Annotated in this window: 15 protein-coding genes; 4 read left to right on the top strand and 11 right to left on the bottom strand. The window is 66.3% G+C overall.

Annotated elements, in window-relative coordinates; translation table 11 throughout:
• Positions 1 to 39: 39 nt before the first annotated feature.
• From ASE82_RS07860 to ASE82_RS07830, 7 genes are all read right to left on the bottom strand, one after another.
• Positions 40 to 546, bottom strand: a complete 507-nt coding sequence (locus ASE82_RS07860) for a hypothetical protein (RefSeq protein WP_056061121.1) — start codon at positions 544 to 546, stop codon at positions 40 to 42.
• A gap of 56 nt (positions 547 to 602) precedes the next feature.
• A complete protein-coding gene (gene aroC, locus ASE82_RS07855) occupies positions 603 to 1670 on the bottom strand; it encodes a chorismate synthase (protein WP_056061118.1) in 1068 nt (355 codons plus the stop codon).
• Positions 1667 to 2020: a DUF2442 domain-containing protein gene (locus tag ASE82_RS07850; protein WP_056061113.1), complete on the bottom strand. Its 354-nt coding sequence runs from the start codon at positions 2018 to 2020 to the stop codon at positions 1667 to 1669. Before ASE82_RS07850 ends, aroC begins: the two co-directional genes overlap by 4 nt.
• On the bottom strand, positions 2004 to 2216 hold the full coding sequence (locus ASE82_RS07845; protein ID WP_235524614.1) for a DUF4160 domain-containing protein: 213 nt from the start codon (positions 2214 to 2216) through the stop codon (positions 2004 to 2006). Before ASE82_RS07845 ends, ASE82_RS07850 begins: the two co-directional genes overlap by 17 nt.
• Before the next feature lie 35 nt (positions 2217 to 2251).
• Entirely contained in the window at positions 2252 to 3043 is a 792-nt protein-coding gene (gene fabI / locus ASE82_RS07840) for an enoyl-ACP reductase FabI (protein ID WP_056054995.1), read from the bottom strand.
• Between the two features lie 23 nt (positions 3044 to 3066).
• Positions 3067 to 3942, bottom strand: a complete 876-nt coding sequence (locus ASE82_RS07835) for a YihY/virulence factor BrkB family protein (protein WP_235518308.1) — start codon at positions 3940 to 3942, stop codon at positions 3067 to 3069.
• Positions 3943 to 4024: 82 nt separating this feature from the next.
• Entirely contained in the window at positions 4025 to 4963 is a 939-nt protein-coding gene (locus ASE82_RS07830) for a DnaJ C-terminal domain-containing protein (protein WP_082441371.1), read from the bottom strand.
• 94 nt (positions 4964 to 5057) lie between these two features.
• On the opposite strand from ASE82_RS07830, the gene ASE82_RS19380 reads away from it, so the two are divergent.
• Complete coding sequence (locus ASE82_RS19380) at positions 5058 to 5201, top strand: hypothetical protein (RefSeq protein ID WP_156348815.1); 144 nt, start codon at positions 5058 to 5060, stop codon at positions 5199 to 5201.
• Positions 5202 to 5338: 137 nt separating this feature from the next.
• Here the strand turns inward: ASE82_RS19380 and ASE82_RS07825 are convergent, their stop codons facing one another.
• From ASE82_RS07825 to ku, 4 genes are all read right to left on the bottom strand, one after another.
• Positions 5339 to 6223 (bottom strand): transglutaminase family protein, encoded by an 885-nt coding sequence (locus ASE82_RS07825; RefSeq protein ID WP_056061104.1) that lies wholly within the window; start codon positions 6221 to 6223, stop codon positions 5339 to 5341.
• 169 nt (positions 6224 to 6392) lie between these two features.
• Positions 6393 to 8843: a circularly permuted type 2 ATP-grasp protein gene (locus ASE82_RS07820; RefSeq protein ID WP_056061800.1), complete on the bottom strand. Its 2451-nt coding sequence runs from the start codon at positions 8841 to 8843 to the stop codon at positions 6393 to 6395.
• Positions 8844 to 9235: 392 nt separating this feature from the next.
• Entirely contained in the window at positions 9236 to 11749 is a 2514-nt protein-coding gene (ligD, locus tag ASE82_RS07815) for a DNA ligase D (protein ID WP_056061101.1), read from the bottom strand.
• Positions 11750 to 11860: 111 nt separating this feature from the next.
• A complete protein-coding gene (gene ku / locus ASE82_RS07810; RefSeq protein ID WP_056061796.1) occupies positions 11861 to 12742 on the bottom strand; it encodes a non-homologous end joining protein Ku in 882 nt (293 codons plus the stop codon).
• A 110-nt stretch (positions 12743 to 12852) separates the two neighbouring features.
• On the opposite strand from ku, the gene pdxH reads away from it, so the two are divergent.
• From pdxH to ASE82_RS07795, 3 genes are read left to right on the top strand one after another with little or no spacing between them, the layout of a single operon-like run.
• Positions 12853 to 13431, top strand: a complete 579-nt coding sequence (gene pdxH, locus ASE82_RS07805) for a pyridoxamine 5'-phosphate oxidase (protein WP_056061794.1) — start codon at positions 12853 to 12855, stop codon at positions 13429 to 13431.
• Complete coding sequence (locus ASE82_RS07800; protein ID WP_056061098.1) at positions 13428 to 14375, top strand: cation diffusion facilitator family transporter; 948 nt, start codon at positions 13428 to 13430, stop codon at positions 14373 to 14375. The genes pdxH and ASE82_RS07800 overlap by 4 nt, the downstream gene beginning before the upstream one ends.
• A gap of 39 nt (positions 14376 to 14414) precedes the next feature.
• Complete coding sequence (locus tag ASE82_RS07795) at positions 14415 to 15206, top strand: PhzF family phenazine biosynthesis protein (RefSeq protein WP_056061096.1); 792 nt, start codon at positions 14415 to 14417, stop codon at positions 15204 to 15206.
• Positions 15207 to 15385 lie beyond the last annotated feature (179 nt).

The following is a 15385-nucleotide window of genomic DNA, read 5'->3' as shown; positions in this document are numbered from 1 at the left end:
TCGCTCGCCCGGCTTTTTATTTGCTGTAGCGAGGTCGGATCAGCGCGGGGTGGTCGTGCCGGTCGTCCCGCCCGTGGTCGAACCCATCGTGCCGGTGGTCGTGCCACCCATCGTGCCCGTGGTGCCCATGGTTCCGGTCGAGCCGCCCATCGTTCCGCCCATCGTGCCGGTGGTACCCATCGTACCAGTCGTGCCGCCCATCGTGTCGGCGCCCATCGTGCTACCGGTCGTGCCCGACATCGTGCTGCCCGTCGTACCGGTGCCGCTCATTGTGCCCGACGTCGTGCCCCGCGTACGGCTGCGAGCCTTGGTGCCACGCTGCGTGCGGGTCGTCGTGGTCGAACGGGTGCTGGTCGAGGGGTTGGCCTGATCCATCGTGCCGGTCGACATGCCGCCAGTCGTGCTGCCTGCGGTCGAACCGCCCATGGTGCCGCCGCTCATCGCGCCACCCGTGGTGCCGCCCATCGAGCCGCCGGTGCCCGTCTGTGCCATTGCCATGCCCGGGATGATCAGCGCTGCCGCTGCTATCGAAGTCAGAATACGCATTTCGCTCTCCTATGTTATTGAAGAGCAAGCGCTTAAGTCCTGCTTATGTTCCGACCTCAGCCGCACTGGCCCCGATGCAGCAACGCCTGGTCGGCCAGCACGAGCGCCACCATCGCCTCGACCACGGGGACTCCGCGGATACCCACGCACGGGTCGTGACGACCCTTGGTGGCGATCGTCGCGGCCTCGCCGGTCGGGCTGATCGTCTCGACCGGGGTGAGGATGGAACTGGTCGGCTTGAACGCGACGCGCAAGGTGATCGGCTGGCCGGTCGCGATGCCTCCAGCAATACCGCCGGCATGGTTGGCGAGAAACTCCGGGCCATCGACGCCCGGCCGCATCGGATCGGCATTCGCCTCGCCCGACAGCGCGGCAGCCGCGAACCCGTCGCCGATCTCGATGCCCTTGACGGCGTTGATGCTCATGCAGGCGGAGGCGAGTTCGGAATCGAGCTTGGCGTAGAGCGGCGCGCCCCAGCCAGCCGGCACGCCGGTCGCCTCGCACGCGATCACCGCGCCGAGCGACGAGCCGGATTTCCGCGCGGCGTCGACGAGCGCTTCCCAACGGAGTGCTGCCTCAGCGTCGGGGCAGAAGAACGGGTTCTGGTCGATCTGGGCATCGTCGAAGTTGGCCGGATCGATCGCATCGCCACCGATCGCCTCGACCCATGCGCGGACACGGACCTGCGGCACGACGAGCCGAGCGACCGCACCGGCGGCAACGCGGGCGGCGGTCTCGCGCGCGGAGGAGCGCCCCCCGCCACGGAAATCGCGGAACCCGTATTTTGCGTCATAGGCATAGTCGGCGTGGCCAGGGCGATAGGCCTTGGCGACGTCCGAATAATCCTTCGAGCGCTGGTCGACATTCTCGATCATCAGGCTGATCGGCGTCCCTGTCGTGCGGCCTTCGAACACGCCCGAGAGGATGCGCACCGTATCCGGCTCGCGCCGCTGCGTCGTGAAGCGCGAGGTGCCGGGACGGCGCTTGTCGAGCCAGGGCTGAATGTCGGCCTCGGTCAGCGGAATGCCAGGAGGGCAACCGTCGACGATCGCGCCTAGCGCAGGGCCGTGGGATTCGCCCCAAGTGGTGAAGCGGAACAGCCGTCCAAACGTATTGAAGCTCATTCTGCTGCGACCGCGTCCCAGGCGGCGCCGAACCGCTCTGCCATGTAACGCGCCGTGCCGAAACGACCCGTCATGAGTCCAGCCACGGTAAAGTCCGCGTCCAGCGACTCCCAATGCAAACCAAATCCGACACCCAAAATTTCGACTTCCGCGATCTGGTCCGGGGTCGCGCGATCGAAGCCCTGCAACAGCTGCGGCGGAAACGCGAACGTCGATCCATTCACCAGATCGACCACGATACGATCCTGGTCGCGATCGTAGCGCGCGCTCTTCGCCCGGGGCTTGGTCGCCATTGCGATGCGACCGCGTTCGTTCGCAGCCAGGATGTCCTCGTCAGTCAGCTCGGTCATGGATTTCGACCCATTTCATCAGCAGCATTGTCTGGTTCTGAGCGACGGCGGCAAGCGCACGCCGCTGCATCGCTCCACTTAATCCTTCAGCATATATCATGCGCGGAGACCGCCCGTCGCCTCCGATCTCGACTTTCGCTTCGCCGTCTCCAAATACATGGACATGAGCCGGTGCATGATCGTCGAGGAAGATCATGAACCGCAGGCCATGCAGCCGGAGCACGGTTGGCACTAGACCAAAGCGATATCGGGGGCGTCTTCGGCCTTCATACCGATCACGTTGTAACCCGCGTCCACGTGGTGCGTCTCGCCCGTGACGCCCGAAGCCAGGTCGCTCAGCAGATACAGCCCCGCGCCGCCGACGTCGTCGATCGTCACGTTGCGCTTCAGCGGCGAGTTCAGCTCGTTCCACTTCAGAATCAGGCGGAAATCGCCGATGCCGCTTGCTGCCAGCGTCTTGATCGGCCCCGCCGAGATCGCGTTCACGCGGATGTTGTCGCGGCCGAGGTCGACCGCAAGATACTGCACGCTCGTCTCTAGCGCAGCCTTCGCCACGCCCATCACGTTGTAATGCGGGATGACCTTCTCCGCGCCGTAATAGCTGAGCGTCAGCATCGCGCCGCCCTCGGTCATCATCTTGGCGGCACGCTGCGCCACCGCGACGAACGAATAGACCGAGATGTTCATCGTCATCAGGAAATTGTCGAGGCTGGTGTCGACGAACCGCCCGCGCAACTCATTCTTGTCCGAAAAGCCGATCGCGTGGACGACGAAGTCAATCGTCGGCCATTCCTCGGCGAGCTTGTCGAAGGTCGCATCGAGCGCACCCATGTCCGACACGTCGCAATCGAACAGCCGCGCCACGCCCAATTGCTCGGCGAGCGGGCGGACGCGCTTCTCCATCGTCTCGCCCTGGTAGCTGAACGCGAGCTCCGCACCCGCCTCGGACAGCTTCTTGGCAATCCCCCAGGCCAGCGACTTGTCGTTCGCCAAGCCCATGATCAGCCCACGCTTGCCCGCCATCAAACCGTTCACGCCGTCCCCGCCTATACCTGCATATCCGTAGCAGGCTGCTCTAGCGTTGTTTCGGGTGGTTCCGCCAGTGCTGCGTTGAGATGCGCGCCGAATACAAGCCCGAGCCCGATGACATAGAAAAATAACAGCATGATGACGACGCCCGCCAGGCTGCCATAGGTGAGGTCGTAACCGCCGAGCCGCGACAGGATCACCGGCAGCAGCGCAGTCGCGCTGACCCACCAGGCGGTGGTGAACAGGGCGCCCGGCCATTTGCGGCACTTCGAATAGCGATAGCGCGATGGGGTGACCGAGTAGAACAGCAGGTACAGCGCGCCGAACATGAGCAGGCCGGGGATGAGTCGCGACAGCCCGACCCAGCCGGCGGCGTCCTGCGCGAAGGGGACGAGGCGATAGATGAACTGCTCGGCCGCAGTCAGGATACCCTGGACGAGGAACGACAGCAGCGCGATCACCACCGAGAGGATGATTACCGCGGACGAGCCGAGGCGCGATTTCCAGAACGGTGCGGTCGCCTTGATCCCGTAGGCGCGGTGGAAGATGTCGCGGATCGTCTCGACGAAGCTGCCGACCGTCCAAAGCCCGACGAGTGCACCAAGCCACAACAGCGACCCGGTCCGCGCGGCGAGCACGTCGGCGATCGGCTTGCGCAACAGGTCGCCGACGTTGGGCGGCAGGACGTTGAGGAACGACTCGACCGCGCGCACCGTCTCGACGCTCTGGCCGAAGATCGACAGGATCGCCGCCGCCACGATGAAGAACGGGAACACCGTCATCAGTGCGAGATACGCAAGGTTCCCCGCGTGGATGAAGCCATCGTTGAACACGCCCACCGCGGCCCGCTTGACGATTTCGAACGCGTAGCTGCCCGGCCTGACCTTCGCCATGCCACGAGTGAGACGGGCGCGCGTCGCACCATGATCGTGCGCGCGCGCTTCGGGCGTTAGGGTATTGTCATTCACAAGGCGTTCAGACGCCCATGGCCCCCCGCGGGTTCCCCGCTTCGCGACCATCCCAGCTTTCGACGAACGCTGTCAGTGCCGCATCGCTGGCGGGAATGTCGATCATGAGGGTGACCAACTGGTCGCCCCGCGTGCCGCCCTTCTTGTGGAAACCCTTGCCCTTCAGGCGCAGCGTCTTGCCAGACGTCGTACCCTTGGGAATCGTCAGCATCACCGGCTTGTCGACCGTCGGCGCCTTGACCGAACCACCTAGCACGGCTTCGGCGAGCGTGATGGGAAGGTCTAGGCGGACGTCGTCGCCGTCGCGCGTGAAGAACTTGTGCGGCTGGACCTCGATCGTCAGGATCGCATCGCCTGCGCCGCCCGGACCCTGCTCGCCCTTGCCGGCCAGCTTCATCTGCGTGCCGGTCTCGACACCAGCGGGGAGCTTGAGGTCAAGCGTCTTGCCGTCCGCGAGCGTCACGCGCTGCGGCTCCAGCGTCGCCGCCTCGACGAACGGGACCTGCAGGCGATACGCGGCATTCTCGCCCTTGGGCTGCGGGCGCCGACCGAAGCCGCCGGAGAACCCGCCGCCGCCGCCACGCTGCGCGCCGCCGAACAGCCCTTCGAAGATGTCGCTCATGTCGGCCCCGCCGGCGCCGCTCTCATAGCCCTCGCTGCGGAAGCCGCCGCCGGGCTGCGGTCGTCCGCCGCCACCGCCGCCGAACCCGAACGGCGACGCGGGATTTCCGTCGCCGTCGATCTCGCCGCGATCGAACCGGGCGCGCTTGTCCTTGTCGTTCAGCAGGTCGTACGCGTTGGTGACCGTGCTGAACCGCTCCGACGCCTTCGGATTGTCCTTGTTGCGATCGGGATGAAGCTCCTTCGCGAGCTTGCGGTACGCCTTCTTGATGTCGGCTTCGGTCGCGTCGCGCGCTACACCCAGAGTCTTGTACGGATCGGCCACTTACGTCCCCATTATACCTTGCGCGTCTATGTGGGGGGATCGCCCGCGCAACGCAATTGCGCGCGGGGTGTTTGGTTGCACGAGAGGAACGATCATGACCGACAAACAACCGATGCAAGGCGTGCCGAAGAACGACGACGGCGCGAAGGAGAAGGATGGCGTGAACGACGCGCCGGCCAAGGACAAGGACGGCGAGAGCGGCGGCGGCTCGTATTCTAACCCGCACGACGAGAAGTAACGCCTTCATCCTCCCCTATGAGGGGAGGTGGCAGCCCGCTTGGGCTGACGGAGGGGTGACCCGCCATCGAGAGGGCGTCACCCCTCCGTCTGGCAAGTGCCAGCCACCTCCCCTTGCAGGGGAGGATCGCATCGCCCCTATGCGGACTCCAAAGGCGCGACATCCACACTAACATCCATGTTCTGCGCCCCCGACCCGAGCACCACGCCGTCGACCGGCGCGATCTCGGCGTAATCCCGGCCGACCGCCATCACGATATGATCGCTCGCCATCCAGATTCCGTTCGTCGGATCGACCCCGACCCAGCCACGCACCGGCCCGCACCACAGAAGCACCCACGCATGCGTCGCATCCGCCCCCACCAGCCGTGGCTGACCCTCGGGCGGGATCGTGCGGATATACCCCGACGCATACGCCGCCGGCAGCCCTGCCGCGCGCAAGCCTGTGATCATGATCTGCGCGAAATCCTGGCACACGCCCTTGCGCTGGAGGAACGCCTCGTGCGGCGGCGTATCGACCAGCGTCGCGTCCGCATCGAATTCGAACTCAACCTGGATCCGGCGCGCGAGCGCGATTCCGGCCTCCAGCGCTCCTCGCGAAGGATCGAGATCCACCGCGCAATAGTCGGCGATCGCCTGGTCGAGCGGGATCAGCGGCGAAGGATAGATGTAGTTCGCAGGGCTCGCCGCGGAAAGATCGGTGCTCGCCCGCGCCATCGCCGCGATCTCGCCCAGCGTCGGATCGCTGGCATCGGGCACGGGCACGAGGCGGTCCACCGTCATCCGCGACCGGCTCTCGATCGTCAGGTGCCGGACTGGGCTGTCGACCACGAGCCGCGTGACGTTGGCGAGCCCCGCCTCCGCGCGCGCTGGACTGGTACGGCCGGCCGGATGCACCGACAGCGCATAGGAATCCAGCCGCTGCCCCGGCCAGTCGATCGGCTTCAACCGCAGATTGCACCGCGCGAACTTTACGCTCGCGCCGTAATCGAACGTCGTGACGTGGCGAATGTCATAGATCATGACCGCAAACCGATGCCCGTAGCTGAGAGGGACGCCCTCTTCTTGCTCCCTCTCCCCTCCGGGGAGAGGGCTGGGGTGAGGGGCTGTTCCACGCGCAGCACTGCTGGGCTGCCCCTCACCCCGACCCTCTCCCCGGAGGGGAGAGGGAGTAGGCTGCTCACGGCCACCCTCATGCCAAAGTCAGCCCGCTAGTCCGCAACGGCTCCGCACCCTGCAGGAAATACCGCCGCGCCAGCGCATCCGACACCGCGCCGAGACGCCGCTCGATATCCCCCAGCGTCTCCGCATCGAGCTCCGCCGCGGTCGCGGTCATCACGATCGCCTGCAGCCCGGTCGCTTGAGCCTGTTGCGGCTCCGCCATCTCGTCGTCGCTCAGCACCGGCAGCTCCGCCAACCGTGCCGCGATCCGCTCCGCCGAAAACGCCAACGACCGAGGATTGCCCGGATCGAGCGCCACCAGATCCATCACCGGCACGCGCGCGATCCCCGTCGGATAGCGCTGCCGATAACTGATCTGGCTGTCGGCAAGGTCGAGCAGCACCGACAGATCGTCCGGCGACGCGCCCGGCATCCCGAACAACCGGATCGCGCGCGCCATCGCCATCGCCCGCTCGACCCGCCGCCCCAGATCATGAAAGCGCCATGCCGCCGTCCGCCCCATATGCTCCGCCGACAGCCCGGCGATCGCCGCATAGCGCCGTTGCAGCGACCCGGCTCGCTCCAGCATCCCGCGGTGCGTAGGGAAGGGCGCCTCGAGCAACCGCACCATGTCAGCCGACAGTCGATCGCGCGAGCCTTCGCCGATCTCGCGCGCATGACGGTTGAGCGTCAGGATCGACTGCCCGCGCTCATCCTCCATCGCGGTGCGGGCGAGCGCGGTCAGGTCGGCGCGACGCAGCGATGGCGGATGCGGCGCGCTGCCCGCCCCGACGATCAGTCCGACCAGCTTGCCGACCGTGGTTGGCGACAGCACAGCACCGCCGTCGACGTCGATCGAATTGCCCAGCATCACCCGGATCGCGCCGAGCAGAGCCTCGCCCCGCTCAAGATAGCGCCCGAGCCAGTAGAAATTGTCCGCCACCCGGCTCGGCAACGTCCCCGGATTGCGCCGCACCTGAAGCGAGTCCGCGGCGGTCAGCAGCGATACCGGCGCGACCGGCTCGGCACCGTAGATGCAGACGTCCGCGGACCAGATGCCTTCGCCCATCACCGCCGCCCGCGCGTCGGGATGCTCGCCGATCCGCGCGAACCCGCCGGGTAGGACGGTCCATTCGCCGTCGCCGTTACGCGCCGCGAAGACGCGCAGGGTGAAGGGGCGGGGGACGAGCGCATCGCCGACCACGACCGGCATGGTCGAGAGCTGGACGAGTTCCTGCCCGACATAATCCTGCGGCCGATTTGCCATGTCGGCGAGCAGGCGCGTCCGGTCTTCGCCAGCGATGTCGGCACCCGTGACCGGGCCGCCGGTCATGCCGAGAGGCCGCGAATGGAATGCCGGACCGATCAGCAGGCGATCGAAATTCGCCTCGACCTGGGCCCGCGCGCCGTCCTGCCCACACCACCATGTCGCGATGTTGGGGAGCAGCAGATCTTCGCCGAGCAGCGACTTCGCGAGCTGCGGCAGGAACGCCGAGAACGCCGGCGCTTCCAGCACGGCGGACCCCGGCGCGTTCGACAGCACGACGTTGCCGGCGGCGTACGCGTCGATCAGCCCGGGCACGCCGATCTGCGAATGCGTGTCGAACGCCAGCGGATCGAGCAGCCGCGGGTCGAGCCGTCGCCACAGCGCGTCGATCCGCTTGAGCCCGCCGATCGTGCGGACATACACCTTGTCCTCAAGTGCGGCGAGATCGGCGCCCTCGACTAGCAGCAGCCCGAGATAGCGCGCGAGATGCGCTTGCTCCGGGTAGCTCGGGTTGAACCGACCAGGCGTGAGCAGCCCGATCCGCGGGTCGGTCCGCTTGCACATCGCCGCGATCCCGGCGCGGAAGGCTGCAAAGAACGGCGCGTGGCGCTGCACGTTGAGCCGATCCTGCAACCCGCCGAGCGTGCGGCTGACGGCGATGCGGTTCTCCAGCGCGTATCCGGCGCCGGCGGGCGCGCGGAGGTGATCGGCGAGCACGCGCCATTCGCCGGTCGGCCCGCGACCGAGGTCGATCGCGATGAAATCGAGATGGCGGCCGCCGGGCGGGTCGAGCCCGACCATCGGTCGCAGGAAGAACGGACTGCCGGTGACGAGCGCGGCGGGGATGTGGCCGTCCGCGACCAGCTTTCCCTCGCCGTAGAGGTCGGCGATCACCGTCTCCATCAACGTCGCGCGCTGGATCACGCCGCGCTCGATCCCCGCCCATTCGCCGGCCTCGATCAGCAGCGGGACGGGTGAGACGGGCCAGGGGCGCTCGTCGGGCTCGTCGGCGATCCGGAAGCCGGTGCCGATGTCGACCGCATGCCGCTGGACGCGTTCGCGAATGTGGCCGAGGTCGTCCGAGGCGACCATCGCCAGCTCGGCGAACATCGCTGCCCAGGCGGGGTCGGCGCTACCGTCTTCAGCGGGGCACAGCACGTCGGCGCCAGTGGTGCGAGCGCAATAGTCGGCGATCCAGCGCTCGGCATGGATCATCGCGTCGAAAAGGGGCGCGGTGTGCGTCGCCGTGTCCGCCGTGTTCAATGCCTCATGCCCCCGAATACAGGCGGCGGTGTTTCACCTTTCGACGCGGCGGTGCAACATAAATTGTCGCGGGGGCCGCGCGTTACTCCTGTTCTCTCGCGAACGCGGGGTCCCGGAATTCCAAGCGCTGCGTGCAGTTACCCTGGCCCCCCGCGTTCGCGAGGGAACAGTAAGGGGGGCGAGCTGTCGCCTCCACAAACCACCACCCCGGCGGAGGCCGGGGCCCAATTGGGGGACGGCGCTAATGACGGGCATCGCGCCGTTACCGCCACCTTTCCAATTGGGCCCCGGCCTTTGCCGGGGTGGTTATGGTTGTGGTTGTGGTTGTGGGGAGGGGGAATGGCTCACAAATCCGGCAGAACCTGATCCGCTACACCCCATCCCGCCAACGCCCGTGACCCGGCCCGGGCGATCAACTCGGTCCCATCCTTCACTCCCCAGCATGCCGCCGTCTCAATATCCCGCAATTCGGTCCAAGACACCGGTGCAGCCACCGGCGCGCCCGCTCTCGCCCGCGCCGAATACGGCATCACCGCGGTCGCCCCGCGCTGGTTGCGCAGCCAGTCGATAAAGATCCGCCCCTTCCGCTTCGCCTTGGCCATTGTCGCGACGAAGCGCTCGGGATCGGCCCCCGCCATCGCCCGCGCGAAGCGGTCGGCGAAGTCCTTCACCGCCGGCCATTCCGCCTCCGGAGTCAGCGGCACCACTACGTGCACGCCCTTGCCCCCAGACAGCATCGGGAAGCTGACCAGCCCCAGTTCGGCCAACTGGTTCTTCAGATGCTCCGCCGCCTTCTTGGTGTTGCCGAAATCGAGCCCCTCGTCGGGATCGAGATCGAACACGAGGCGGTCGGGCTTCTCCAGCGCGGCGTTCGACGATCCCCAGCCGTGGAACTCGATCGTCCCCATCTGCACGCACGCGACCAGCCCGTCCGCATCGTCGACATACAGATAGTCCTCGGTCGAGCCGTCCTTTTCGCGGATCGGCACTTTGTGGACAGCGTCGCCGAAGCTCCCGGCATCGTGTTTCTGGAAGAAGCACGCGCGCGATCGACCCTGGGGGCAGCGCACGAGGCTAATCGGGCGATTGCCCGCTACCGGGAGCATTATGCCCGAGACTGCGACGTAATAGTCGGCGAGATCGCCCTTGGTGACGTCCGACTTGTCGAAGATCACGCGGTCCCGGCTGCTGACCTTTATGCTCGTCTCGGGGGCGGCATCGGGCAAAGGCGCGGGCGTCTCGGCGACGACGTCCTTTGCCGCCTTGTCCTCGCGCAGACCGATGAAGCTCGAATGGCGCAGCACGCCGTCGGGGGTGATCTCGGCGAAGGCGACCTCCGCGACGAGTTTCGGCGTCACCCATTTCGCGCCGCGGACCGCTGCCTTGGGGGCCTCGACCGTCGGCATCTTGCGGTCGAGCGCGTCCAGTTTGTCGCGGATGTCGTCCATCAACGCCTGGTCGAAGCCGGTGCCGACCTTGCCTGCATAGCGAAACCCTTTGCCCTCGCGGACGCCGAGCAAGAGCGACCTGAAGCCGCGTTTCTTGTCGGACGGCAGCCAGCCGACAATCACGAACTCCTGGCGGTGCGTGCATTTGACCTTGAGCCATGCCTTGGTCCGCTTGCCCGAATACGGCGCGTCGGCGCGTTTCGAGACGATGCCTTCGAGGCCTTCGCGGCACATCGTCTCGAACAACTGCTCGCCTGCGCCGATGACGTGGTCGGAGTAGCGGAGACGGTCTTCATCCTCGGGGATCAGGGGCTGCAGGCGCGCTTTGCGGTCGAGGTTGGAGAGGCCGGTCAGGTCTTCGCCGTCGAGCGCGAGCAGGTCGAACGCGAACAACGTCATGTTGCCGCCGGTGGAGATCGCGTCCTTCAGCGTCGAGAAATCGGGGTGGCCGTCCTTGAACGCGACGATCTCGCCGTCGATCAACGCGGATTTTACCGGGAGTTTCGCGGCGGCGTCGGCGATCGCAGCGAACTTGTCGGTCCAGTCGAGGCCGGTGCGGGTGAAGACCTTGGCCTTGCCGTTGGCGAGGGAGATCAGCGCGCGGTAGCCGTCGTATTTTACCTCGTGAAGCCAGGCGGAGCCGGTGGGGACGGCGTCGACGAGAGTGCAAAGTTGCAGGTCCTGAAATTCCTCCCCGGCACGGGGAGGGGGACCGCCGTTAGCTTTCGCGGTGGTGGAGGGGGGCTTGCCGCGCGCGAGAACTTTACGGCTGGCGGTACTCTTGCGGGCCGCCCCCTCCACCACCTTCGCTGGTCCCCCTCCCCGTGCCGGGGAGGATTTGCCTTCTTCGATCTCGATCATCGTGCGGCCGGTCGAGATGCTGGTCAGCGCTTCTTCTACCAGCGTGTCCGTGCCGCCGGCTGCCGCATCGTCGATCTTGCGCAGCAGCCAGTTCTCGCGTTTCTCCTTCGCGCGGGGCTTAAGGCGGATGAGCAGCCATTCGCCCTTCATCCGCTCGCCATCGAGGACGAAGTGGAGGTGGCCTTTGTCGAGATCCTTTGCGGACTTGCCCTTGATGGGCGACCACGTGCCGCGGTCCCACAGCATCACGGTGCCGCCGCCATATTCGCCGGCGGGGATCGTGCCTTCGAAGGTGGCGTAGCTGAGCGGGTGGTCCTCGGTGCGGACGGCGAGGCGTTTTTCGTTGGGGTCGAGGCTGGGGCCGCGGGTGACCGCCCAGCTTTTGAGGACGCCGTCGATTTCGAGGCGGAAGTCCCAGTGGAGGCGGGTGGCGTCGTGCTTCTGCACCATGAAGCTGTTGCCGTTGCCGGGGGCCAGCGTGCCGGCGGGTTCGGCGGTTTTGGTGAAGTTCCGCTTGGCATTGTAGAGCGCGAGGGGATCGTTGGTCATCTTCACCCCTCCCTGGAAGGGAGGGGCCGGGGGTGGGTCGGCTGCTTGGCGGGCGGGGCGCTATTACGGTGAGCGACCCACCCCCAACCCCTCCCTTTCAGGGATGGGAGCTTAAGCACGTTTTTTGGCTGGCGCTTTGGCCGCCGTCTTGGCAGGCGCGCGCTTGGCAGGGGCTTTCTTCGCCGGCGCCTTCTCTGCACTCCCCCCACTCTTCTCCATCGACTTCTTCAACGCCGCCATCAGATCGACCACGTTCGACCCGGTCTTCCCGCCGGTGTCCTTGTCCTCGATGATCTTCTTGCCGTTCGACTTGCGCTTGCGTTCGATCAGGTCCTTCAGCGCGTCGACATAGCGATCGTGGAACTCCTGCGGATGGAAGTCCGCGCTGCGCTTTTCGATCAGCGCCTCGGCAAGTTCGAGCAGCTCCTCGGACGGCTTGTCGTCGGGGATCTCGCGGAAATACCCCTGCGCCTTGTGCACCTCGTCGGCATAACGCAGCGTCTCCAGCACCATCCCTCGCCCGCATGGCTTCAGGCTGACGACGTATTCGCGGCCGCGCATCGCAAGCTGGCCGAGCCCGACCTTCTTCGTCCGCTTCAACGCCTCGCGCAGAACGATGAACGCCTCCTCTGCGAGATCATCCGCGGGCACCACGAAATACGGCTTCTCGTAATACAGCACGTCGATCTCGCTCGCATCGACGAACTGCGTGAGTTCCAGCGTCTTCTTTGACTCGAGCTTCACCGCATCGATCTCGTCCTGCTCCAGCAGGACGTATTCGCCCTTCGAGACCTCATAGCCCTTCATGATCTCGTCGGCGTCGACCGGGCCGACGCCGGTGACGACCTTGTCGTAGTGGATCGGCTGGCCCGAGGGCTCGTGGATCTGCTTGAACGACACCGCCGCGCCGGATTTCGTCGCGGAATAGATCTCGACCGGGATCGAGACGAGGGCCAGCCGGATCTGCCCCTGCCAATACGCGCGCGCTGCCACCTTGCGTGTTCCTTCGTTGCGGAAACGATTCAATTACCTGGGTCAATCATCGGCACGGTAGAGTCGTTCCAAAGTTTCGTTCCGCGCCAAATCCCGCTATGGCGCGCGGCATGTCAGACGATCCCTTCACGCTGTTCGATAGCTGGTACGCCGAAGCCAAGCAGTCCGAGCCGAACGACCCGAACGCGGTTGCGCTCGCGACCGCCGATGCCGAGGGGCGGCCGTCGGTGCGCATGGTGCTGTTGAAGGGGCATGGCCCCGACGGCTTCGTGATCTACACCAATCGCGAAAGTCGCAAGGCAGGCGAGCTCGCCGCCAATCCGCAGGGTGCGCTGCTGTTCCACTGGAAGTCGCTGCGCCGTCAGATCCGCATCGAGGGTCCGGTATCATGGGCGACGGACGAAGAGTCCGACGCCTATTTCGCCTCGCGTGGTCGTGATTCGCAGCTTGGCGCCTGGGCGTCGGAGCAGTCCCGGCCGCTCGATAGCCGCGAGACGTTCGAGCAGCGCTTTGCCGCAATGACCGCGAAGTTCGAAGGCCAGGACGTGCCGAGGCCGCCGCATTGGGGTGGCTACCGCGTCAAGCCGACGCGGATCGAGTTCTGGCAGGACCGTGCGCACCGGCTCCACGAACGGCGGTTGTTCGTTCGCGAAGACGGCAACTGGAGCGAAGGGCTGCTGTTCCCATGACGCAGGACGAACGGCGCAGGGTCATACCCCTCGCAACCCGCGCGGCGCTGGCCAGCGTCGCGATGGCGTGTTTCCTGCTGCTGCTGAAGGGCTTTGCGGCATGGTCGACGGGTTCGGTGGCGATGCTCGGTTCGCTCGCCGATACCGCGCTCGACCTGCTCGCGTCGCTGGTCACGCTGTACGGCGTGCGGCTGGCGGCGACGCCGGCGGATCACGACCACCGCTTCGGCCACGGCAAGGCGGAGGCACTGGCCGCGCTGTTCCAGGTCATGCTGATCACCGCGTCGGCGGTCGGCATCGCGTGGCGTGCCATCCTCGCATTCGGCGATCCGCAGCCGACCACCGGGGCGGATTTCGGCATCGGCGTGTCGGTCGTCGCGATCGTCGCTACGGTGTTCCTGCTGTCCTATCAGCGTCGCATCATCCGCCAGACCGGCTCGGTCGCGATCCTCGCGGACAACGTGCACTACCAGTCGGACGTGCTGCTCAACGGCTCGGTGATCGTCGCGCTGGTGCTCGATCAATATGTCGGGTGGAGCGGCGCGGATCCGATCTTCGGCATCGTCATCGCGTTGTGGCTCGCCTGGGGTGCGTTCCAGGCATCGTCGAACGCGATCGACCAGTTGATGGACAAGGAATGGCCGGAGGATTTCCGGGCGCAATTCCTCGACGTCGCGGCGCGCCAGCCTGGCATTCGCGGCATTCACGATTTCCGCACGCGGCGCTCGGGGAGCCACGATTTCGCGCAGTTCCACATGGAGGTCGCCCGCGACCTGACCGTGGAACATGCGCACGACATCGTCGAGGCGGTCGAGCGCAACCTGCGCACCGCGTTCCCCAAGGTCGAGGTGCTGATTCATCTCGATCCCGAGGGGCATGTCGATACCGACAATCCGCTGGTCGAGGCGGACGTGACGCCGCATTGGTTCGGCAAGCGGGTATAGTCCGCTCAGGATTCGGCAAACGCGTTTGAGGATTCAGGCATGAGAATACCGTTCGCTCAGATCGATGCGTTTTCCGACACACCGTTCGGCGGCAACCAGGCGGCGGTGATGCCGCTGTCCGCATGGCTCGACGACGACGTGCTCCTCAACATCGCGCAGGAGAACAACCTGAGCGAGACCGCGTTCATCGTTGCTTCGGACGACGAGGGTGTCGATTTCGACCTGCGCTGGTTCACACCGGGGGCGGAGGTTGCGCTGTGCGGCCATGCGACGCTGGCGAGCGGGCATTTCGTGCTGTCGTCGGACACCGCGCTCGACCGGGTGCGGTTCCGGACGCGGCAGGCGGGGATGCTGGAGGTCGCGCGGGCGGATAGCGGATACACGCTGGAGCTGCCGGCTTGGGGGCCGAGCCCGAAGGCGATTCCGGAGATCGTCGCCGCGCTGAACGTCGCCGAGCCCGTGGAGACGTTGTGGCACGAGAAGGGCTATGCGCTTGTTATCGTTGAGAACGAGTCGATCGTTCGCGACCTGAAGCCCGACTTCACCGCGCTGGCTGCCTTCCCGATCGTCGCGATCGTGGCGGCGCGGGGGGAGGCGACCGACATCGTCAGCCGCGTGTTCACGCCGTATTATGCGATCGATGAGGATCCGGTGACGGGCTCGGCGCATGCGGTGATGGTGCCGTATTGGGCGCCGACCTTGGGGAACAGCTTCACGGCGTATCAGGCGAGTGCGCGCGGCGGGAAGCTGACGTGTCGTCTGGACGGCGACCGCGTGGTGCTGGGCGGATCGTGCGTGACGACGATCGAAGGCACCTTCCTGCTGCCTTGATTTAGGCGCGGCTGACAATGCCCCCGGGGGGATCATCGTGGTGATCTTCCTGTTGCTTCCCCCCTCCCTGGAAGGGAGGGGCCGGGGGTGGGTCGGCTTCCGCTTTCTCCGAACGCGCGTGACTCAAGCCGGCCTACCCACCCCCAACCCCTCTTTTTCAGGGAGGGGGGCGAAGAAGA

The organism is Sphingomonas sp. Leaf230, assembly GCF_001421745.1.
GTDB lineage: Bacteria > Pseudomonadota > Alphaproteobacteria > Sphingomonadales > Sphingomonadaceae > Sphingomonas.
The sequence above is the reverse complement of the archived record's forward strand: the minus strand, read 5'-3'. Positions and strand labels throughout refer to the sequence as shown.

Excerpts from the sequence above, each read along its gene's own strand:
- ASE82_RS07860 (WP_056061121.1), bottom strand. The coding sequence starts at position 546 with ATGCGTATTCTGACTTCGATAGCAGCGGCAGCGCTGATCATCCCGGGC.
- aroC (WP_056061118.1), bottom strand. The coding sequence starts at position 1,670 with ATGAGCTTCAATACGTTTGGACGGCTGTTCCGCTTCACCACTTGGGGC.
- ASE82_RS07850 (WP_056061113.1), bottom strand. The coding sequence starts at position 2,020 with ATGACCGAGCTGACTGACGAGGACATCCTGGCTGCGAACGAACGCGGT.
- ASE82_RS07845 (WP_235524614.1), bottom strand. The coding sequence starts at position 2,216 with ATGATCTTCCTCGACGATCATGCACCGGCTCATGTCCATGTATTTGGA.
- fabI (WP_056054995.1), bottom strand. The coding sequence starts at position 3,043 with ATGGCGGGCAAGCGTGGGCTGATCATGGGCTTGGCGAACGACAAGTCG.
- ASE82_RS07835 (WP_235518308.1), bottom strand. The coding sequence starts at position 3,942 with ATGGCGAAGGTCAGGCCGGGCAGCTACGCGTTCGAAATCGTCAAGCGG.
- ASE82_RS19380 (WP_156348815.1), top strand. The coding sequence starts at position 5,058 with ATGACCGACAAACAACCGATGCAAGGCGTGCCGAAGAACGACGACGGC.
- ASE82_RS07825 (WP_056061104.1), bottom strand. The coding sequence starts at position 6,223 with ATGATCTATGACATTCGCCACGTCACGACGTTCGATTACGGCGCGAGC.
- ASE82_RS07820 (WP_056061800.1), bottom strand. The coding sequence starts at position 8,843 with ATGATCCATGCCGAGCGCTGGATCGCCGACTATTGCGCTCGCACCACT.
- ligD (WP_056061101.1), bottom strand. The coding sequence starts at position 11,749 with ATGACCAACGATCCCCTCGCGCTCTACAATGCCAAGCGGAACTTCACC.
- pdxH (WP_056061794.1), top strand. The coding sequence starts at position 12,853 with ATGTCAGACGATCCCTTCACGCTGTTCGATAGCTGGTACGCCGAAGCC.
- ASE82_RS07800 (WP_056061098.1), top strand. The coding sequence starts at position 13,428 with ATGACGCAGGACGAACGGCGCAGGGTCATACCCCTCGCAACCCGCGCG.
- ASE82_RS07795 (WP_056061096.1), top strand. The coding sequence starts at position 14,415 with ATGAGAATACCGTTCGCTCAGATCGATGCGTTTTCCGACACACCGTTC.